Annotated in this window: 13 protein-coding genes, 1 tRNA gene and 1 pseudogene; 8 read left to right on the top strand and 7 right to left on the bottom strand. The window is 73.5% G+C overall.

Annotated features, from left to right (window positions below; all coding sequences use genetic code 11):
• Window positions 1-238: 238 nt before the first annotated feature.
• On the top strand, window positions 239-868 hold the full coding sequence (locus ACFVGY_RS15490) for a DedA family protein (protein WP_385676631.1): 630 nt from the start codon (window positions 239-241) through the stop codon (window positions 866-868).
• A 227-nt stretch (window positions 869-1,095) separates the two neighbouring features.
• Window positions 1,096-1,605, top strand: a complete 510-nt coding sequence (locus tag ACFVGY_RS15485) for a hypothetical protein (protein ID WP_385676628.1) — start codon at window positions 1,096-1,098, stop codon at window positions 1,603-1,605.
• Between the two features lie 17 nt (window positions 1,606-1,622).
• Here ACFVGY_RS15485 and ACFVGY_RS15480 read toward each other — a convergent pair whose 3' ends face one another.
• Both ACFVGY_RS15480 and ACFVGY_RS15475 read right to left on the bottom strand, forming a co-directional pair.
• Window positions 1,623-1,865, bottom strand: coding sequence for a DUF2277 domain-containing protein (locus ACFVGY_RS15480; protein WP_385676625.1), 243 nt, complete (start codon window positions 1,863-1,865; stop codon window positions 1,623-1,625).
• 15 nt (window positions 1,866-1,880) lie between these two features.
• Window positions 1,881-2,561, bottom strand: coding sequence for a hypothetical protein (locus ACFVGY_RS15475; protein WP_385676622.1), 681 nt, complete (start codon window positions 2,559-2,561; stop codon window positions 1,881-1,883).
• Window positions 2,562-2,696: 135 nt separating this feature from the next.
• Between ACFVGY_RS15475 and ACFVGY_RS15470 the strand changes: the two genes are divergently transcribed.
• Complete coding sequence (locus tag ACFVGY_RS15470; RefSeq protein WP_385676620.1) at window positions 2,697-4,547, top strand: glycoside hydrolase family 15 protein; 1,851 nt, start codon at window positions 2,697-2,699, stop codon at window positions 4,545-4,547.
• Window positions 4,548-4,581: 34 nt separating this feature from the next.
• Window positions 4,582-5,958 (top strand): MFS transporter, encoded by a 1,377-nt coding sequence (locus ACFVGY_RS15465; RefSeq protein WP_385676617.1) that lies wholly within the window; start codon window positions 4,582-4,584, stop codon window positions 5,956-5,958.
• Window positions 5,959-6,099: 141 nt separating this feature from the next.
• Here the strand turns inward: ACFVGY_RS15465 and ACFVGY_RS15460 are convergent.
• Window positions 6,100-6,174: transfer RNA gene (locus tag ACFVGY_RS15460), tRNA-Val, on the bottom strand.
• 65 nt (window positions 6,175-6,239) lie between these two features.
• Here ACFVGY_RS15460 and ACFVGY_RS15455 point away from each other — a divergent pair.
• Window positions 6,240-7,529: a hypothetical protein gene (locus tag ACFVGY_RS15455; RefSeq protein ID WP_385676614.1), complete on the top strand. Its 1,290-nt coding sequence runs from the start codon at window positions 6,240-6,242 to the stop codon at window positions 7,527-7,529.
• Window positions 7,530-7,599: 70 nt separating this feature from the next.
• Window positions 7,600-8,328, top strand: a complete 729-nt coding sequence (locus tag ACFVGY_RS15450; RefSeq protein ID WP_385676611.1) for a DUF4383 domain-containing protein — start codon at window positions 7,600-7,602, stop codon at window positions 8,326-8,328.
• A gap of 60 nt (window positions 8,329-8,388) precedes the next feature.
• Here ACFVGY_RS15450 and ACFVGY_RS15445 read toward each other — a convergent pair whose 3' ends face one another.
• Window positions 8,389-8,682, bottom strand: a complete 294-nt coding sequence (locus ACFVGY_RS15445; RefSeq protein ID WP_385676608.1) for a hypothetical protein — start codon at window positions 8,680-8,682, stop codon at window positions 8,389-8,391.
• Between ACFVGY_RS15445 and ACFVGY_RS15440 the strand changes: the two are divergent.
• Both ACFVGY_RS15440 and ACFVGY_RS15435 read left to right on the top strand, forming a co-directional pair.
• Window positions 8,599-8,829, top strand: a pseudogene (locus tag ACFVGY_RS15440) (aldo/keto reductase); the annotation flags it as partial. The gene ACFVGY_RS15445 and the pseudogene ACFVGY_RS15440 sit on opposite strands and share 84 nt — an antisense overlap.
• Window positions 8,830-8,915: 86 nt before the next feature.
• Window positions 8,916-9,119 carry a zinc ribbon domain-containing protein gene (locus ACFVGY_RS15435; RefSeq protein WP_385676605.1) on the top strand — a complete coding sequence of 68 codons (204 nt, stop codon included), beginning with the start codon at window positions 8,916-8,918 and terminating at the stop codon, window positions 9,117-9,119.
• A gap of 39 nt (window positions 9,120-9,158) precedes the next feature.
• Here the strand turns inward: ACFVGY_RS15435 and ACFVGY_RS15430 are convergent, their stop codons facing one another.
• The 3 genes from ACFVGY_RS15430 to ACFVGY_RS15420 all read right to left on the bottom strand — a co-directional run.
• On the bottom strand, window positions 9,159-9,821 hold the full coding sequence (locus ACFVGY_RS15430; RefSeq protein ID WP_385676603.1) for an O-methyltransferase: 663 nt from the start codon (window positions 9,819-9,821) through the stop codon (window positions 9,159-9,161).
• Window positions 9,822-9,834: 13 nt separating this feature from the next.
• Window positions 9,835-10,656 carry an HAD family hydrolase gene (locus ACFVGY_RS15425; RefSeq protein ID WP_385676600.1) on the bottom strand — a complete coding sequence of 274 codons (822 nt, stop codon included), beginning with the start codon at window positions 10,654-10,656 and terminating at the stop codon, window positions 9,835-9,837.
• The coding region (locus tag ACFVGY_RS15420; RefSeq protein ID WP_385676598.1) for a phosphoribosyltransferase domain-containing protein at window positions 10,653-13,037 on the bottom strand (2,385 nt) is incomplete at its 5' end. The genes ACFVGY_RS15425 and ACFVGY_RS15420, both read right to left, overlap by 4 nt.

The raw sequence follows: 13,037 nt of genomic DNA, 5'->3' as shown, positions 1-13,037 counted from the left end.
CGGCGCCCGGACCGTCGACGCCCACCTGCCGGCAGGCCGGGTTCCGGGGCCCGGCCGGAGCCGAGGACGGCGAAATGGAACCTTGCGGCCGACGCGCTGTGCAGCTGGGGCGCCCCCGGGCGTCCGGGGCGGCAGTGCCCGGCGTACGCTGTGTGGCTGTCAAGCCGCCCCTGCCGCTTCCGCGCGACGTCGCGGCGCCTCATGCCGAGGCACGTCAACCGGACCGGGGGGTCTCGTCTTGTGGGAGAGTCTGGGGTCGCTGACCGCGAGCCCATGGATCTACGCCGTCGTGGCGTTGTCCGTCGTGCTCGACGTGTTCCTTCCGGTGCTGCCGAGCGGGGTTCTGGTGATCACTGCTGCGGCGGCTGCGGCTGCCGCTGGGGCGGCCGGACCGGTTCCGGTGCCGGATCAGGTCCCGGACATCGCGGCGCTCCTGCTGATCGCCACGACCGCCTCGGTGCTGGGTGACATGGCTGCGTTTCGGCTGGCGCGGCGCGGCGGGGACCGGCTGGAGCGGGCCATCGCCCGTTCCCGGCGCCTGACGCTGGCCCAGGAGCGTCTGGGCGCGGCCCTGGCCCGGGGTGGTGGGGCCCTGGTCGTGATCGCCCGGTTCGCACCGGCCGGCCGTTCGGTGGTGTCGCTGGGCGCCGGTAAGACCCACCGCAAGGTGAGGGAGTTCCTGCCCTGGTCGGCTCTGGCGGGCATGGCCTGGGCCGGTTACAGCGTGGCCTTCGGCTATTTCGGCACCCAGTGGCTCGGCGCGGCCTGGCTCGGCACTGCGGTCTCGGTGATCGCCCTGTTCGCCGCGGGCGCCCTCGCCGCGTTCGTCATCCGCCGCCCCGTCCCGGCAGCGGCGCCGACGGCGTGACGGCTGATCCCCGGCGTGGCCTTCCCCGGCGGCAGCAGGGACGGCACGGCTCACCGCGCCGTACGGGCCCCGAGGTCCCCCGGACGGAGCAACGGCTCACCCGTTCACCCGGCCCCGATCGCCGTCGGCGGCTCGTGCTCTTAGCGTCCACAGCACGGTGCGCAACCGAATCCGCGTCACACCCGTGGCCTGGCCGCGCCGTTTAGAGGAGCCGAGGAGTTCGATCCATGCCCGCCAAGCCGTCGAACCACCCGCTGCTGAGCCTCGCGGCCGCGACGCTCGCCGTCGCCGCCACCACCGCCGCCGCTCCGCCTCCCGCCCCCCATTCCGCCGGCGGCTCCCCGCTCTCGGCCGCGGTCTCCCCCACCACCGTCGCCCCCGGCAGCCGAGTCGGCCTCATCCTCCGGGGCTGCGGGAGCAACCTCGGCCGGGCCGCGTCGAGTGCGTTCGGCGAGGTCCGGCTGTCGGCGGGCAGCAACTTCGACAGCCTGACGGGGAGCGCCGTCATCCTGCGCAACGCCTCCCCCGGCGTGCACCCCGTCGCCTTCGAGTGCGGGGACTTCGCCGGGTCGCGCGTCACCGTCTCCCTCCAGGTCGCCCCGGGTGCGGCCCGCGGCGGCGAGGGCGGCAGCATCGGCGCGGTGAGCCCGGGCCAGATCGCGATCGGCGGCACCCTCGCCGCGAGCGCGCTGGGCACCGGCATCTGGATCCTGCGCCGCCGGGCTCGTACGTCCTGAACCCGCCCCGGACGGGTCTAGACGGGGGCGGCGGCGCGGGCCGGTGCGGCGGCGCCGCGCACCCGGAGCCCGTCCAGCAGATCGCGGGTCGCCTCGGCGACGGCGTCCACGGCCGCGTCGAACACCTCCTGGTTGTGCGTGGCGGGAGCGCGGAAGCCGGACACCTTGCGTACGTACTGCAGTGCGGCGGCGTGGATCTCCTCCTCGGTGGCCTTCTCGGGGATGGCGGGCGGGCGCAGGGTCTTAATGGAACGGCACATACCCCCACTATCCCGCTACCGGGGCAGCTCGGCCCCGGACAGTTTCATGATCAGGCCGGCTTGTAGTCGTGCCCGCAGCTCCGGGTCCGCCACCTCGTCCAGCAGCCCGACGGCCTGTTGCAGGGCCGCGGCCGCCCGGCGGTCCTCCCGCAGGGCGGCGGTCTGGTCGGCCATGTGCCGCAGGGCGATGTCGGCGCGGCGGTGGAACAACTGCCCGATGAGGGTGACGACCACGCCGACCGAGCTGATCACCACCCCGAGGTACAGGTCTCCGGTGCTCTCCGCCTTCCACACGCCGAGTGCCACGCCGACCAGCAGGATCGCGGCGCCCACCCCGGCGAACCGCTGGCTGGTGGCGAAGCTGCTGCGTGCCTGCGCCAGCCCGTACGCGTAGTACTCGACCAGCACGGCCGTGAACCCGGAGTCCTCCCGGGCCTCGGACCCGTCCCGCCCGTGCCCGCGCGGGATGCCGCTGACGTCGGCGTACTTCGGATCCCCGACCTCACGGTGCCCCCTTCCCGTGCCGGTACCGTCCTGGTCTCCGGCGGCCGCCCCCGACCCGGCGATCTGCGCGGTCAGCCGCGCCCGCTCGGCCTCGCGCCGCTGCTCGAACCCGGCCCCGGCCTTCCTCTCCCACACCGCCAGCACGCCGGCGACCCCCAATAGAGCCGCCCCCACGACACCCCATTCGCCCATCCCCCGACCATCCCACGCGCCCGCCCGCCGCCGACACCCCGCCGCCGGGATGCGCCGGTCTGACCTGCGGGGCACGCTATGAGGGACCGGGGGCGCTGCGGCCCCGCGGCGCCCCTCACCGGTGGAGGAGGGCCCGTGACGCGATACCCGCCCATCGCCGACCACGGCATGGTCGGCGACCTCCAGACCGCGGCCCTGGTGGCGTCGGGAGGGACGATCGACTGGTGGTGCACGCCGCGTTTCGACTCCCCCAGCATCTTCGCCTCGATCCTCGACGCCGACCGCGGCGGCTCCTGCACGCTGGCCGTGGATCTCCCGGACGGGGACGACGTGACGGTCCGGCAGCTGTACCTGTCCGACACGGCCGTGCTCGTCAACCGCTTCCTGGCGGCGGGCGGCGTCGGTGAGGTCGTCGACTTCATGCCCCCGGTCACCGAACGGGGGCCCACCGACCGGCACCGTCTGGTCCGGGTGGTCCGCGTGGTGCGGGGCAGCCTGCCGTTCACGTTCAGCTGCCACCCCCGCTTCGACTACGGGCGGGGCCCGCACACCCTGGAACTGACCGACGAGCGGGCGGCGGTCTTCCGGGGTCCGGGCACGGACCTCCACGTCCAGGCCACCGCACCCCTCACCCTCCGCGCGGACGGCGATGACCTCACAGCCGGCTTCACACTCCAGGCCGGCGAAGCGGCGGCGGTGGTACTGACGAGCACGGCGGGCGGCGGACCCGCCTCCGCTCCGCCGTCCCGGGACGGGGTCACCGCCGAGCTGGAGGACTGCCGGGCCTTCTGGCAGACCTGGCTGCGGTCCTCCACGTACCGGGGGCGCTGGCACGACATGGTGAACCGCTCGGCGATCACCCTCAAGCTGCTCACGTACGCCCCGAGCGGCGCGCCGATCGCCGCCGCCACCATGGGACTGCCCGAGCAGATCGGCGGTGAACGCAACTGGGACTACCGCTACACGTGGGTCCGGGACGCCTCGCTGTCCGTGGGGGCCTTGATCAACCTGGGCTTCGAGGAGGAGGCGAACGCCTTCCGCCGCTGGCTGCGCGAGCGCTTCGAGGCGGGCGGGACGGCCTCGGGGGACCCGTTGCAGATCATGTACCGGATCGACGGCGACCCGCACCTCACGGAGGAGACCCTCGACCACCTGGAGGGGTACCGGGGATCGGCCCCGGTGCGGGCCGGCAACGCGGCGGCGGACCAGGTGCAGCTCGACATTTACGGTGAGGCCGCCGACGCCATGGCGCAGGGCCGCGACATGGGTGCCATCCGCGGTTGGAAGGCGGTCGCCGACATCCTGAACTGGCTGGCCGACAACTGGGACCGGCCCGACGAGGGGATCTGGGAGACCCGCGGCGGGCAGAAGAACTTCACGTACAGCAGGCTGATGACGTGGGTTGCGTTCGACCGCGGCATCCGGCTGGCCACCCAGTACTCCCGTCCCGCGGACACCGACCGCTGGGCGCAGGTCCGAGACCGCGTCTTCGAGCAGATCGTCGAGCGCGGCTGGAACGAGAAGCGGCAGGCGTTCGTTCAGCACTACGACACCGAGGTGCTGGACGCTTCGCTGCTGCTCATGCCGCGGGTCGGCTTCCTCTCCGCCCGGGACCCGGCCTGGCTGAGCACCCTCGATGCCATGGACCGTGAGCTGGTCAGTGACAGCCTGGTCTACCGGTACGACCCCGCGGCGTCCCCGGACGGCCTGCGCGGCTCCGAAGGAACGTTCAACCTGTGCAGCTTCCTGTACGTGGAGGCGCTGGCGCGTTCGGGCCGGCTGCAGCAAGCCCGGTACGCCTTCGACAAGATGCTCACGTACGCCAACCATGTCGGCCTCTTCGCCGAGGAGATCGGGCCCTCCGGTGAGCAACTGGGGAACTTCCCGCAGGCGTTCACCCACCTCGCCCTGATCGCGGCGGCCCTGGCCCTCGACGAGCAGCTCGACGCGGCCGAGGCCCGGGGCCCGCGCGCGGGCCGGTGGTGACCACAGTCCGGCCCTACGCGCGGAGGCGACACCGGTGTCCGACACACAGAGTTCCCACAAGCCGTCGAAGGAGCAGCGGCAGGTCCTCGCCCCGCTCGCGCTCGCCCAGTTCATCTGTAGCTTCGCCGGCTCCAACATGAACGTGATGATCAACGACATCAGCGAGGACCTCGACACGACCGTGCAGGGCGTGCAGAACGCGATCACGATCTTCCTGCTGGTCATGGCGGCGCTGATGATCCCCGGCGGCAAGCTGACCGACCGCTACGGCCGCAAGCGCTGCCTCCTCGCCGGTCTCGTCATCTACGGCATCGGCGCCCTGCTCAGCGCGGCCGCCCCGGGCCTGGGCGTGCTGATCCTCGGCAATTCGATCCTCGAAGGCATCGGCACGGCCCTGCTCATCCCGCCCGTGTACATCCTCACGACTCTGATCTTCAAGGACCTGACGTCCCGCGCCCGCGCCTTCGGCGTGATCATGGCGCTGGGCGGGATCGGCGCGGCCGCCGGACCGCTGATCGGCGGGCTCATCACCTCAGGGCTGAGCTGGCGTGCGGCCTTCGTGTTCCAGGCCCTGGTCATCGTCGTGATCGTCGTGCTCAGCCGGCGCATCGAGGACCCCCTGCCGGCCGACCCGACGCGCCCGTTCGACACGGTCGGCGCGGTCCTCTCCGCCGTGGGCCTCGTCCTCGTCGTCATGGGCATCCTGGCGGCCGACAACAACGTCTGGCTCATGATCGCCCTGCTCGTGCTCGGCGCCCTCGTCCTCCTCTGGTTCTTCCGTTCCATCCGCGCCAAGGAGCGGGCGGGCCAGGAGCCGTTGCTGTCCACCCGCCTGTTCCACAACCGGACGTCCAACCTCGGCCTGGTCACTCAGAACGTGCAGTGGCTCCTGCTGATGGGCACCTCGTTCACGGTCGCCGCCTACCTCCAGGTCGTGCGCGGCTACGACGCCATCCAGACCGGCGTCATCTTCACCGCTGCCACGCTGGGCCTCCTCGTGTCGTCCCTGGCCGCGGAACGCCTCGCCAAGCGGCGCCCCCAGCGCACCCTGATCACGGCCGGCTTCTGCGTGACCATCGCCGGAATCGCCGTCCTCGTGGCGCTGGCCGGCGGCTCGCCGAACCCGTGGGCCCTCGCCCCGGGACTCCTGCTGATCGGGCTAGGCCTCGGCGTGATGCTGACCCCGTCGGTCAACGTCGTCCAGTCGAGCTTCCCCGAGGAGGAACAGGGCGAGATCTCCGGCCTCTCCCGCAGCGTGTCGAACCTCGGCTCCTCCCTCGGCACCGCGGTCGCCGGCACGATCCTGGTCTCCGGCCTCACCAGCAGCGCCTACGCCGCCGCCATGATCACCCTGGCCGTCATCGGCCTCGCCGGCCTGACCGCCGCCACCCTCCTCCCCAAACCCACCTGACCCCACCGTCACCGCTCCGCCGCTGCGTAGCTGGACCGCGCAACCGTTGCGGACGGAAGCACGGCCGGCGCCGTGCACGGCTCTGCCGTCGCTGAGAGCCGTCAAAGGCCCCCAACCATGATCGGTTGGGGGCCTCTGTACTGGTGGGCGCGGACGGTTTCGAACCGCCGACATCTGCTTTGTAAGAGCAGCGCTCTACCCCTGAGCTACGCACCCGTGAACAAGTGGACAGCCTACATGGCAGGCACGCCCCCCACGCAAACCCGTTCCCGTGGGGGAGAATGGAGCGGGCATGGCGGAGGCGGGCGCGGTACGGGAGAGGGATTGTGACGACGGCATCCCGGCGGTGGTTCGGTGGGCGGGACGACAGTCGGCGGGCGGATGCTCAGGCGGCCAAGGACGCCGCGGCCGCCGCATTCTACGAGCTGGACACGGCTCAGCGGGACCTGCGGATCTCGATCGAGACCATAGCGGCCGCGGACGGTTCGCCGGCGGCCCGGCAGGCGGGCGAGGCGTTCGCCGCGCTGGGGCAGCGGATCGACCAGGCCAGCCACGTGTACATCGAGGCGGTCGACGCGCACGACCTGGACCGGCCGGAGCTGGACGGTGCCGTGGCGGCGCGGGCGCGGGACCAGCTGACGCGGGCGCGCGAGGAGCTCGTACGGGCCAAGGGGGAGCTGGACCGGTTCGCGAACGGGATCCAGCCGCTGCTGGACCGGGCCGAGACGCAGCTCGCGCGGGTGGCGCCGGCCCGGGAGCGGGCGAAGGCCGCGCTGCTGGCGGCGAGCACGGCGCTGGACGAGGTCCGCGGGGCGGGGATGCGGGCCGATGACCTGGCGGCGCGGCTCGCCGCGCTCGGCCCGGAGCTGACCTTGCTGAACCAGGGCGTGGCCCAGCACGGGGTGCAGGACACCCTGCAGCGTGCGGACCGGATCCTGCGCGACGCGGAGGCGATACGGACCGAGCTCGCGCGGCTGCCGGAGCGGGCGGCGGAGATCGACCGGCGGCTGGTGAGCCTGCGGACCCGGGCGCAGGCGCTGCGCAACCGGGCGGACCGGGTGGATCCGGTGCTCAGCGAGTTGCGCCGGCGGTTCAGCGCGGCGTGCTGGCAGGACCTGCAGCACGTGCCGGAGCAGGCCGTACGGGATGTCACGCGGGCCGAGGAGCAGCTGCGGGAGGCGTCCCGGGCGCGGGAGGAGCAGCGCTGGGCGGATGTGACGGCGCTGATCGAGGCGGTGCGGGCGGCCCTGGACGCCACCGACGAGGCGGTGTCGGCCGCGCAGGACCGGCTGACCCGGCTGGAGGCGGTGGCGCGGGACCCCCAGCAGGAGGTGCAGCGGACCCGGTTCGTGATCCGGGACGCGCAGCGGCTGGCCATGGAGGGCCGCAGCGTGCCCGATCCGCGGCACGCGGGGCCGCTGGACGAGTCGGTGGCCCGGGTGGATCGGGCCGTGGCCGCGCTGGAGGACCGCCACCCCGACTACTGGCACTTCCTCCAGGAGATGGAGGAGGTCCGGGCCGTGGTGGGCCGGGTGGTGGCCGACGTGCGGGGCCGGCGCGCCTCCGGGTGAGGCAGGAGTTGTCCGGGGGTGGGCATCGGCGGATGCTGGGAGGTGCAGAGAAACGGCAGAGGAGGGCGGTATGGCTGCCCACACGTCCCACAGGTCTCGCACACCCCTCGCACCCCCGGCGACCCGCAGACCGCATGCACCACATGCCGCCTACGGGTGCACCGAGCCGCATGAGCACTACGCGCCCTACGTGGCCCACGAGCCGTACGGGGCCCCGCCCGAGTCTTCCCATCTGCTGCGGCGTCTCACGCACCCCGTCACGGCCCGGCTCGACGAGCACCTGCCGGCCGATCACAAGCTCAGCAAGGTGTACCGGGTCGGTGCCGGTCTGACCGGCCTCCTGCTCATCCTCTTCGGGATCCTCGGGCTGACCCACCGGATCGGGTTCTTCGACACCGGCGGCGACCTGGTCCTCTCCCTCAACACCAACGGCGCGCTCAGCGTCCTGTCGATCTGTGTCGGCCTGCTGCTGTTCATCGGCATGGTGATCGGCGGCAACTTCGCGTCGACGCTCAACATCGTGCTGGGACTGGCCTTCATCGCGAGCGGGTTCGTCAACCTGGCCCTGCTGGACACGGGGCTGAACTTCCTCGCCTTCGAGATCCAGAACGTGCTGTTCAGCTTCGTCGTCGGCGTGATGCTGATGTGGTTCGGGATGTACGGGCGGGTGGGCAGCGCGCTGCCGCACGACAACCCGTACTGGCGGGCCCGCCACCCCGAGCAGGCGGCCCGCGAGGACCGGGCCCGCATCCAGCAGCGAGCGGCACGGCCTCCTACGGCCCCCGCCGCAGGGCGCTGAGGGCGCTGAGGGCGCTGATTCCTCCGCTTCCTTACGCGTCCTGCGCGTCCCTACGCGCCGCTACTGGTCTTTGCCCATGCCTGATCGTCCCTGCACCTGCCGGCCCGACGAGGCCGCGGCCGGCTCCGGCGGCGCCAGCCGGGGGGAGAGGCCGGACGGTTTGAAGACCGAGGGGATGAGCAGCAGCCCCGGGCCGGCCGCCGCCCTGCTGAGCGCGCGCTGCCGGGCACGCGGGGGTGCGAGCCGCAGGACGGGGCCGTCCCAGTCGGCCTGCGGGTCCAGGTCGGCGAGGAGGCCGACCGCGACCGTGCGATCGGCGTGCTGCGCCGCGCGGTCGGGCTCGGCCTGAACCACATCGACACGGCCGCCTTCTCCTTCTCCCGCCCGCGCTCCGCCAACGAGCTGATCAACCGGGCACTCGCGCCCTGCCCGGACGACCTCGTCATCGCCACCGAGGTCGGACCGGGCCGCGACCCGTCCGGCGCCTGGACGCCCCACGCTTACAGGACGAACTGCGGCTCCCGGATCGCGACGGCCAGGACGGCCGCACCGGCGCCCCGGCGGGGTTTCCTCGGTAGCCTTGGCGCATGCCCCGATATGAATTCCGCTGCCGGACCTGCGACGACACCTTTGAGGTGAGCCGTCCCATGGCCGAGTCGTCCGCGCCCGCCGACTGCCCCGCCGGCCACGCCGACACCGTCAAGCTGCTCTCCGCCGTCGCCGTCGGCGGGACCAGCAGCGCCCCCGCCCCGGCCGGCGGAGGCTGCTGCGGTGGCGGAGGCTGCTGCTAGGAATCCTGCCGTACTCCCGGGGCGGCGCCCCGGCCGGCGTCAGCGCTTGCGCGACAGGGTGAGCCCGTCCGAGATCGCCAGCAGCACGGACTCCATCCGCGGATCCGCCGCGACGTGGTCGTTGTAGGCGCGGACGCCGGCCGCCGACCCGCTCGTCGCCGACTCGTCCACGACCGTGCCGTGGAACAGCGTGTTGTCGGTGACGATCAGCCCGCCCTGCCGCATCCGCGGCACGAGCTCCTCCCAGTACGCGATCTGGTTCTCCTTGTCGGCGTCCACGTACGCCATGTCGATGTGCGGCTCGGCCGGCAGGGCGCGCAGCGTGTCCAGCGCCGGGGCGATGCGCAGGTCGATGCGGTCGGCGACGCCCGCGGCCTCCCAGGCCTGCCGCCCGTACGCGGTCCACTCGTCCGAGATGTCGCAGGCGATCAGGACGCCGTCCGCGGGCATCGCCTGGGCCATGGAGAGGGTCGAGAAACCGGTGAAGGTGCCGATCTCCACGATGTGCCTGGCGCCGGTCAGCCGGACCAGGAAGGCCAGCAGCGGGCCCTGCTCCTCCGCGGACTGCATGCCGGCGACGTCGGGGAACTCGGCGTACGTGGTGTCCACGAGCCCCCGCTGGATCTCGTCCAGCGGGGGGTTGTGGTCGAGCACGTACTGGTAGAGCTCGTCAGTGATCTTCGTCGTGTTGCCCTTGGTCATGCGCCAAGTGTGCCTAGTTCACGGGCAGTCCGGCAGCCCGGGCGAACGCCCGCACGATCTCCTCGCCCGCCGCGACGCCCTTCTCCGGCAGGGCCGTGACCGTCGGCGCGTGCCAGCCCGCGTCGGCCAGTTCACCGTGCCCGGGCCGCCAGGCCGCGTCCGCCGCGAGCAGCAGGTCGGCGTCCAGCAGGGAGTCCCCGGCCGCGAGCGTGGTGGACGCGCCCGTGCGCCGGGCCACTTCGCGCATCGCCGCGCTCTTCGTCAGCGGCCGCGGGACCGCGTAGACCTTGCGGCCCTGGAGCGAGACCGTCCAACCGCGGGCCTCGGCCCAGGCGATCAGCGCCTTGAGCCACTCCTCGGGGAGCCGGTCGCGTTCGACGACCAGGTACGCGAACAGGTCCTCCGCGACCCGCGCCTTGCGCAGCCACGCCGGGTCGGCGACCGCCAGGAGGTGCTGGTGCACCTCCTCCAGCGGGGCGCACTCCTCCGCCAGCCGGGCGGCCACCTGCCGGCGCCAGTCCCGGTCCGGCACCCCGTCCACCAGCAGCTGACCGCCGTTGGCGCAGATCGCGTACGGTGCCGGGCTGCCGGGGAAGCGGATGCGCTGGTACTGCTTGCGGGTCCGGGTGGTGGTCGGGACGAACACCACCGACGGGTCGGCGGCCAGTTCGGCCAGCAGGGCCGCCGCGGCCTCCGTCATGTAGGACAGCGGCTTGCTCTCGTGCACCTCCACGCACAGCAGCCGCGGGGCGGCCTCGTCGGGCATGGTCAGGCCGAGGGCCGCCGACGAGTAGATGAGCGTACGGTCGAGATCGCTGGCTACCAGGACAGTCACTTGGAGGCCACAGCCTTTCCGTCGGCGCCGGTCGCGCCGCGCGTGTATCGGGGGTGGATGAGTCCCACGCAGGTGTAGGGAAGCCCGTCGACCTCCTCCACGGGAACGCCGCGCTGCTCGGCGAGGAGCCGTACGTGGTCCAGGTCGGGGCCGGCGCCGCGGCGGGCCAGCACCTTCCACGGCACCCTGCGCAGCAGCACCCGGGTGGTCTCGCCGACGCCGGGCTTGACCAGGTTGACGTCGTGGATGCCGTACTCCTCGCTGATCCGCTCCACCGCGGCCCAGCCCTCCCAGGTCGGGGTCCGGTCGGTCGCGAGGAGCTCCTTGACCTCGGCGTCGACGGCGTCGGCGACCTCTTCGAAGCGGGCGGCGACGGTGTCGACGAAGTCGGCGGAGACGTCGGCCCCGGCGAGTTCGCGGTAGAACTTCGCGCCGTGGAAGTCGGCGGGCCCGACCAGGTCGGAGCGGAGCACCGTGCGCGATATGAGGCCGGAGACGGTGGAGTTGAGGCAGGCCGACGGGATCAGGAAGTCCTCGCGGGTGCCGTACGTGGGGACGCACGAGCCGGGGTCGGCCAGGACCACGATCTCCGGGTTGAACTCCGGGCCGCCCTCCTGTTCCCGGTGGGCGCGCAGGGCGGCGGACAGCTCGCGGGTGATGGCGCCCTTGCCGGTCCAGCCGTCGACGAAGACCACGTCGGCGGGGTCGTGGTGGGCGGCCAGCCAGCGCAGGGCATTGGCGTCGATGCCGCGGCCGCGCACGATGGAGACGGCGTAGTGCGGCAGGTCCAGGCCGTGCCGGGCCTTCGCCCAGCGGCGCATCAGCACGCCGACGGGGGTGCCGGCGCGGGCCAGGGAGACCAGCACCGGGGAGGGGGTGCGCTCGGCGAGGACGGTCTCGGTGACGGTGCCGACGGCGCGGGCGATCCGGGCGGCGGAGGTGTCCAGCGCGCTCCGGTAGAGCTCCTGGTACTGGTCGGACGGCTGGTACTCGACGGGCAGCGACTCGGCGTAGTGCGCGCCGCCCGCCTGGATGGCCTCCTCGCGTTCCTCGGTCGGGGCCTCAAGGGCGACGCCGGAGAGGTCCTGGAGCAGCCAGCCGACGTCCTCGGCGGCGTACGAGGAGAAGGCGGGGCCGCGCAGGGGCTCGGGCATGGTCGGCTCCTGCCGGTCGGGAAGGTCATCGGGGGTGCGTACGGGCACGTACGAGGGGACGACGGCGAGCAGCACCTGCCCGGTGTGCGGGGCGAGACGGGCGAGGAGCCCGTCGGCGGCGTGCAGTGCGTCGGTGTCGCCGTGGCTGTCGACCACGGCGACGACGGCGTCGAAGCCGGCCCCGGCGACGTTGTAGGCGTACCGGTCGCCCGGCCCGTCGGCGGGGGTGTCGTGGGCGGGGAAGACGAGCCGGGTGCGGATCGCGTAGCCGGGGTCGTCGACGGCGAGGACGGGCGAGCGGGTGGTGGTGGAGAAGCGGACTTCGCGGGCCGCTCCGGACTCCTCCAGCGCGAGCGCGAGGCGCAGCGGCGCGTACATCAGCTCCTCGTTGCCTAGTACGAGGACGCGACCGCGGCCGGGGGCAGCGCCGCGACCGCGGCCGGGGGCAGCGCCGCGATCGCGGCCGGGGGCGGTGCCCAGCGCGTCGGCGAGTTGCCCGGCCAGCGCGGGCAGGGCGGCCTCCAGGCGGTCGCGGTGCGCGGGGGTGAAGCCGTGGCGCCCGCCGTCGGGCACCCCGGCCGGCCAGGCCAGCTCGACCCGGCGGACCGGGGCGGGACGGGGCGCGGGCTCGGACACGGGCACGGCCGCGGGAGCCGGGGCGGAGCCGAGAGTCGGGGCGGCGTCGGAGCCGGGAGCCGGGGCGGAGCCGGGAGCCGCCTGGCGTTCGTACTGCTCGACCAGGGCCTGTCCCTTGGCCAGGACGCCCTCGGGCAGGTGCACGGTCCCCGAGGCCAGCGCGAGAAGGTCGACCCGTGCGCCGATCTCGGCGGCGAAGGCGCTGAGCCGCTCGCGGTCGGCCGGGGAGCGCATGTCGACGAGGGCGACGACCACGTAGTGGGTGCGGGCGTGGCGGGCGTGCAGGTCACGGATGGTGTTCAGGACCGTGTTGCCGGTGGAGAACTCGTCGTCGACGAGGACCAGCGGCCCGTCGCCCGCCAGCAGCCTCGGGTCCTCGGGCAGCAGCAGGTGGGAGGTGGCGTGCGAGTGGCTCTCCTCGAACCCGCCGGCGGCGGCCACGCCCGGCACCGGTCGGCGCGTGGAGTGCAGGTAGGGGGCGGTGCCCAGGCCGTGGGGCCACCACGGGGACGGGGCCGGGGCGGGGTCCGCGGAGGCCCGGCACCACCCCGCCGGCCGGTGCCACCCCGCCGGGGGGGGACGGGGGCGGGA

It is taken from the genome of Streptomyces sp. NPDC127106 (assembly GCF_042677605.1).
In the GTDB taxonomy this organism is placed as follows: domain Bacteria; phylum Actinomycetota; class Actinomycetes; order Streptomycetales; family Streptomycetaceae; genus Streptomyces.
Note: the sequence above shows the minus strand (reverse complement) of the source record. Positions and strands in the feature narration are given on the sequence as shown.

What these genes read in the sequence shown, in the direction of transcription:
- ACFVGY_RS15435 (WP_385676605.1), top strand. Translation starts at nt 8,916, where the DNA reads ATGCCCCGATATGAATTCCGCTGCCGGACCTGCGACGACACCTTTGAG.
- ACFVGY_RS15485 (WP_385676628.1), top strand. Translation starts at nt 1,096, where the DNA reads ATGCCCGCCAAGCCGTCGAACCACCCGCTGCTGAGCCTCGCGGCCGCG.
- ACFVGY_RS15450 (WP_385676611.1), top strand. Translation starts at nt 7,600, where the DNA reads ATGGCTGCCCACACGTCCCACAGGTCTCGCACACCCCTCGCACCCCCG.
- ACFVGY_RS15455 (WP_385676614.1), top strand. Translation starts at nt 6,240, where the DNA reads ATGGAGCGGGCATGGCGGAGGCGGGCGCGGTACGGGAGAGGGATTGTG.
- ACFVGY_RS15475 (WP_385676622.1), bottom strand. Translation starts at nt 2,561, where the DNA reads ATGGGCGAATGGGGTGTCGTGGGGGCGGCTCTATTGGGGGTCGCCGGC.
- ACFVGY_RS15480 (WP_385676625.1), bottom strand. Translation starts at nt 1,865, where the DNA reads ATGTGCCGTTCCATTAAGACCCTGCGCCCGCCCGCCATCCCCGAGAAG.
- ACFVGY_RS15430 (WP_385676603.1), bottom strand. Translation starts at nt 9,821, where the DNA reads ATGACCAAGGGCAACACGACGAAGATCACTGACGAGCTCTACCAGTAC.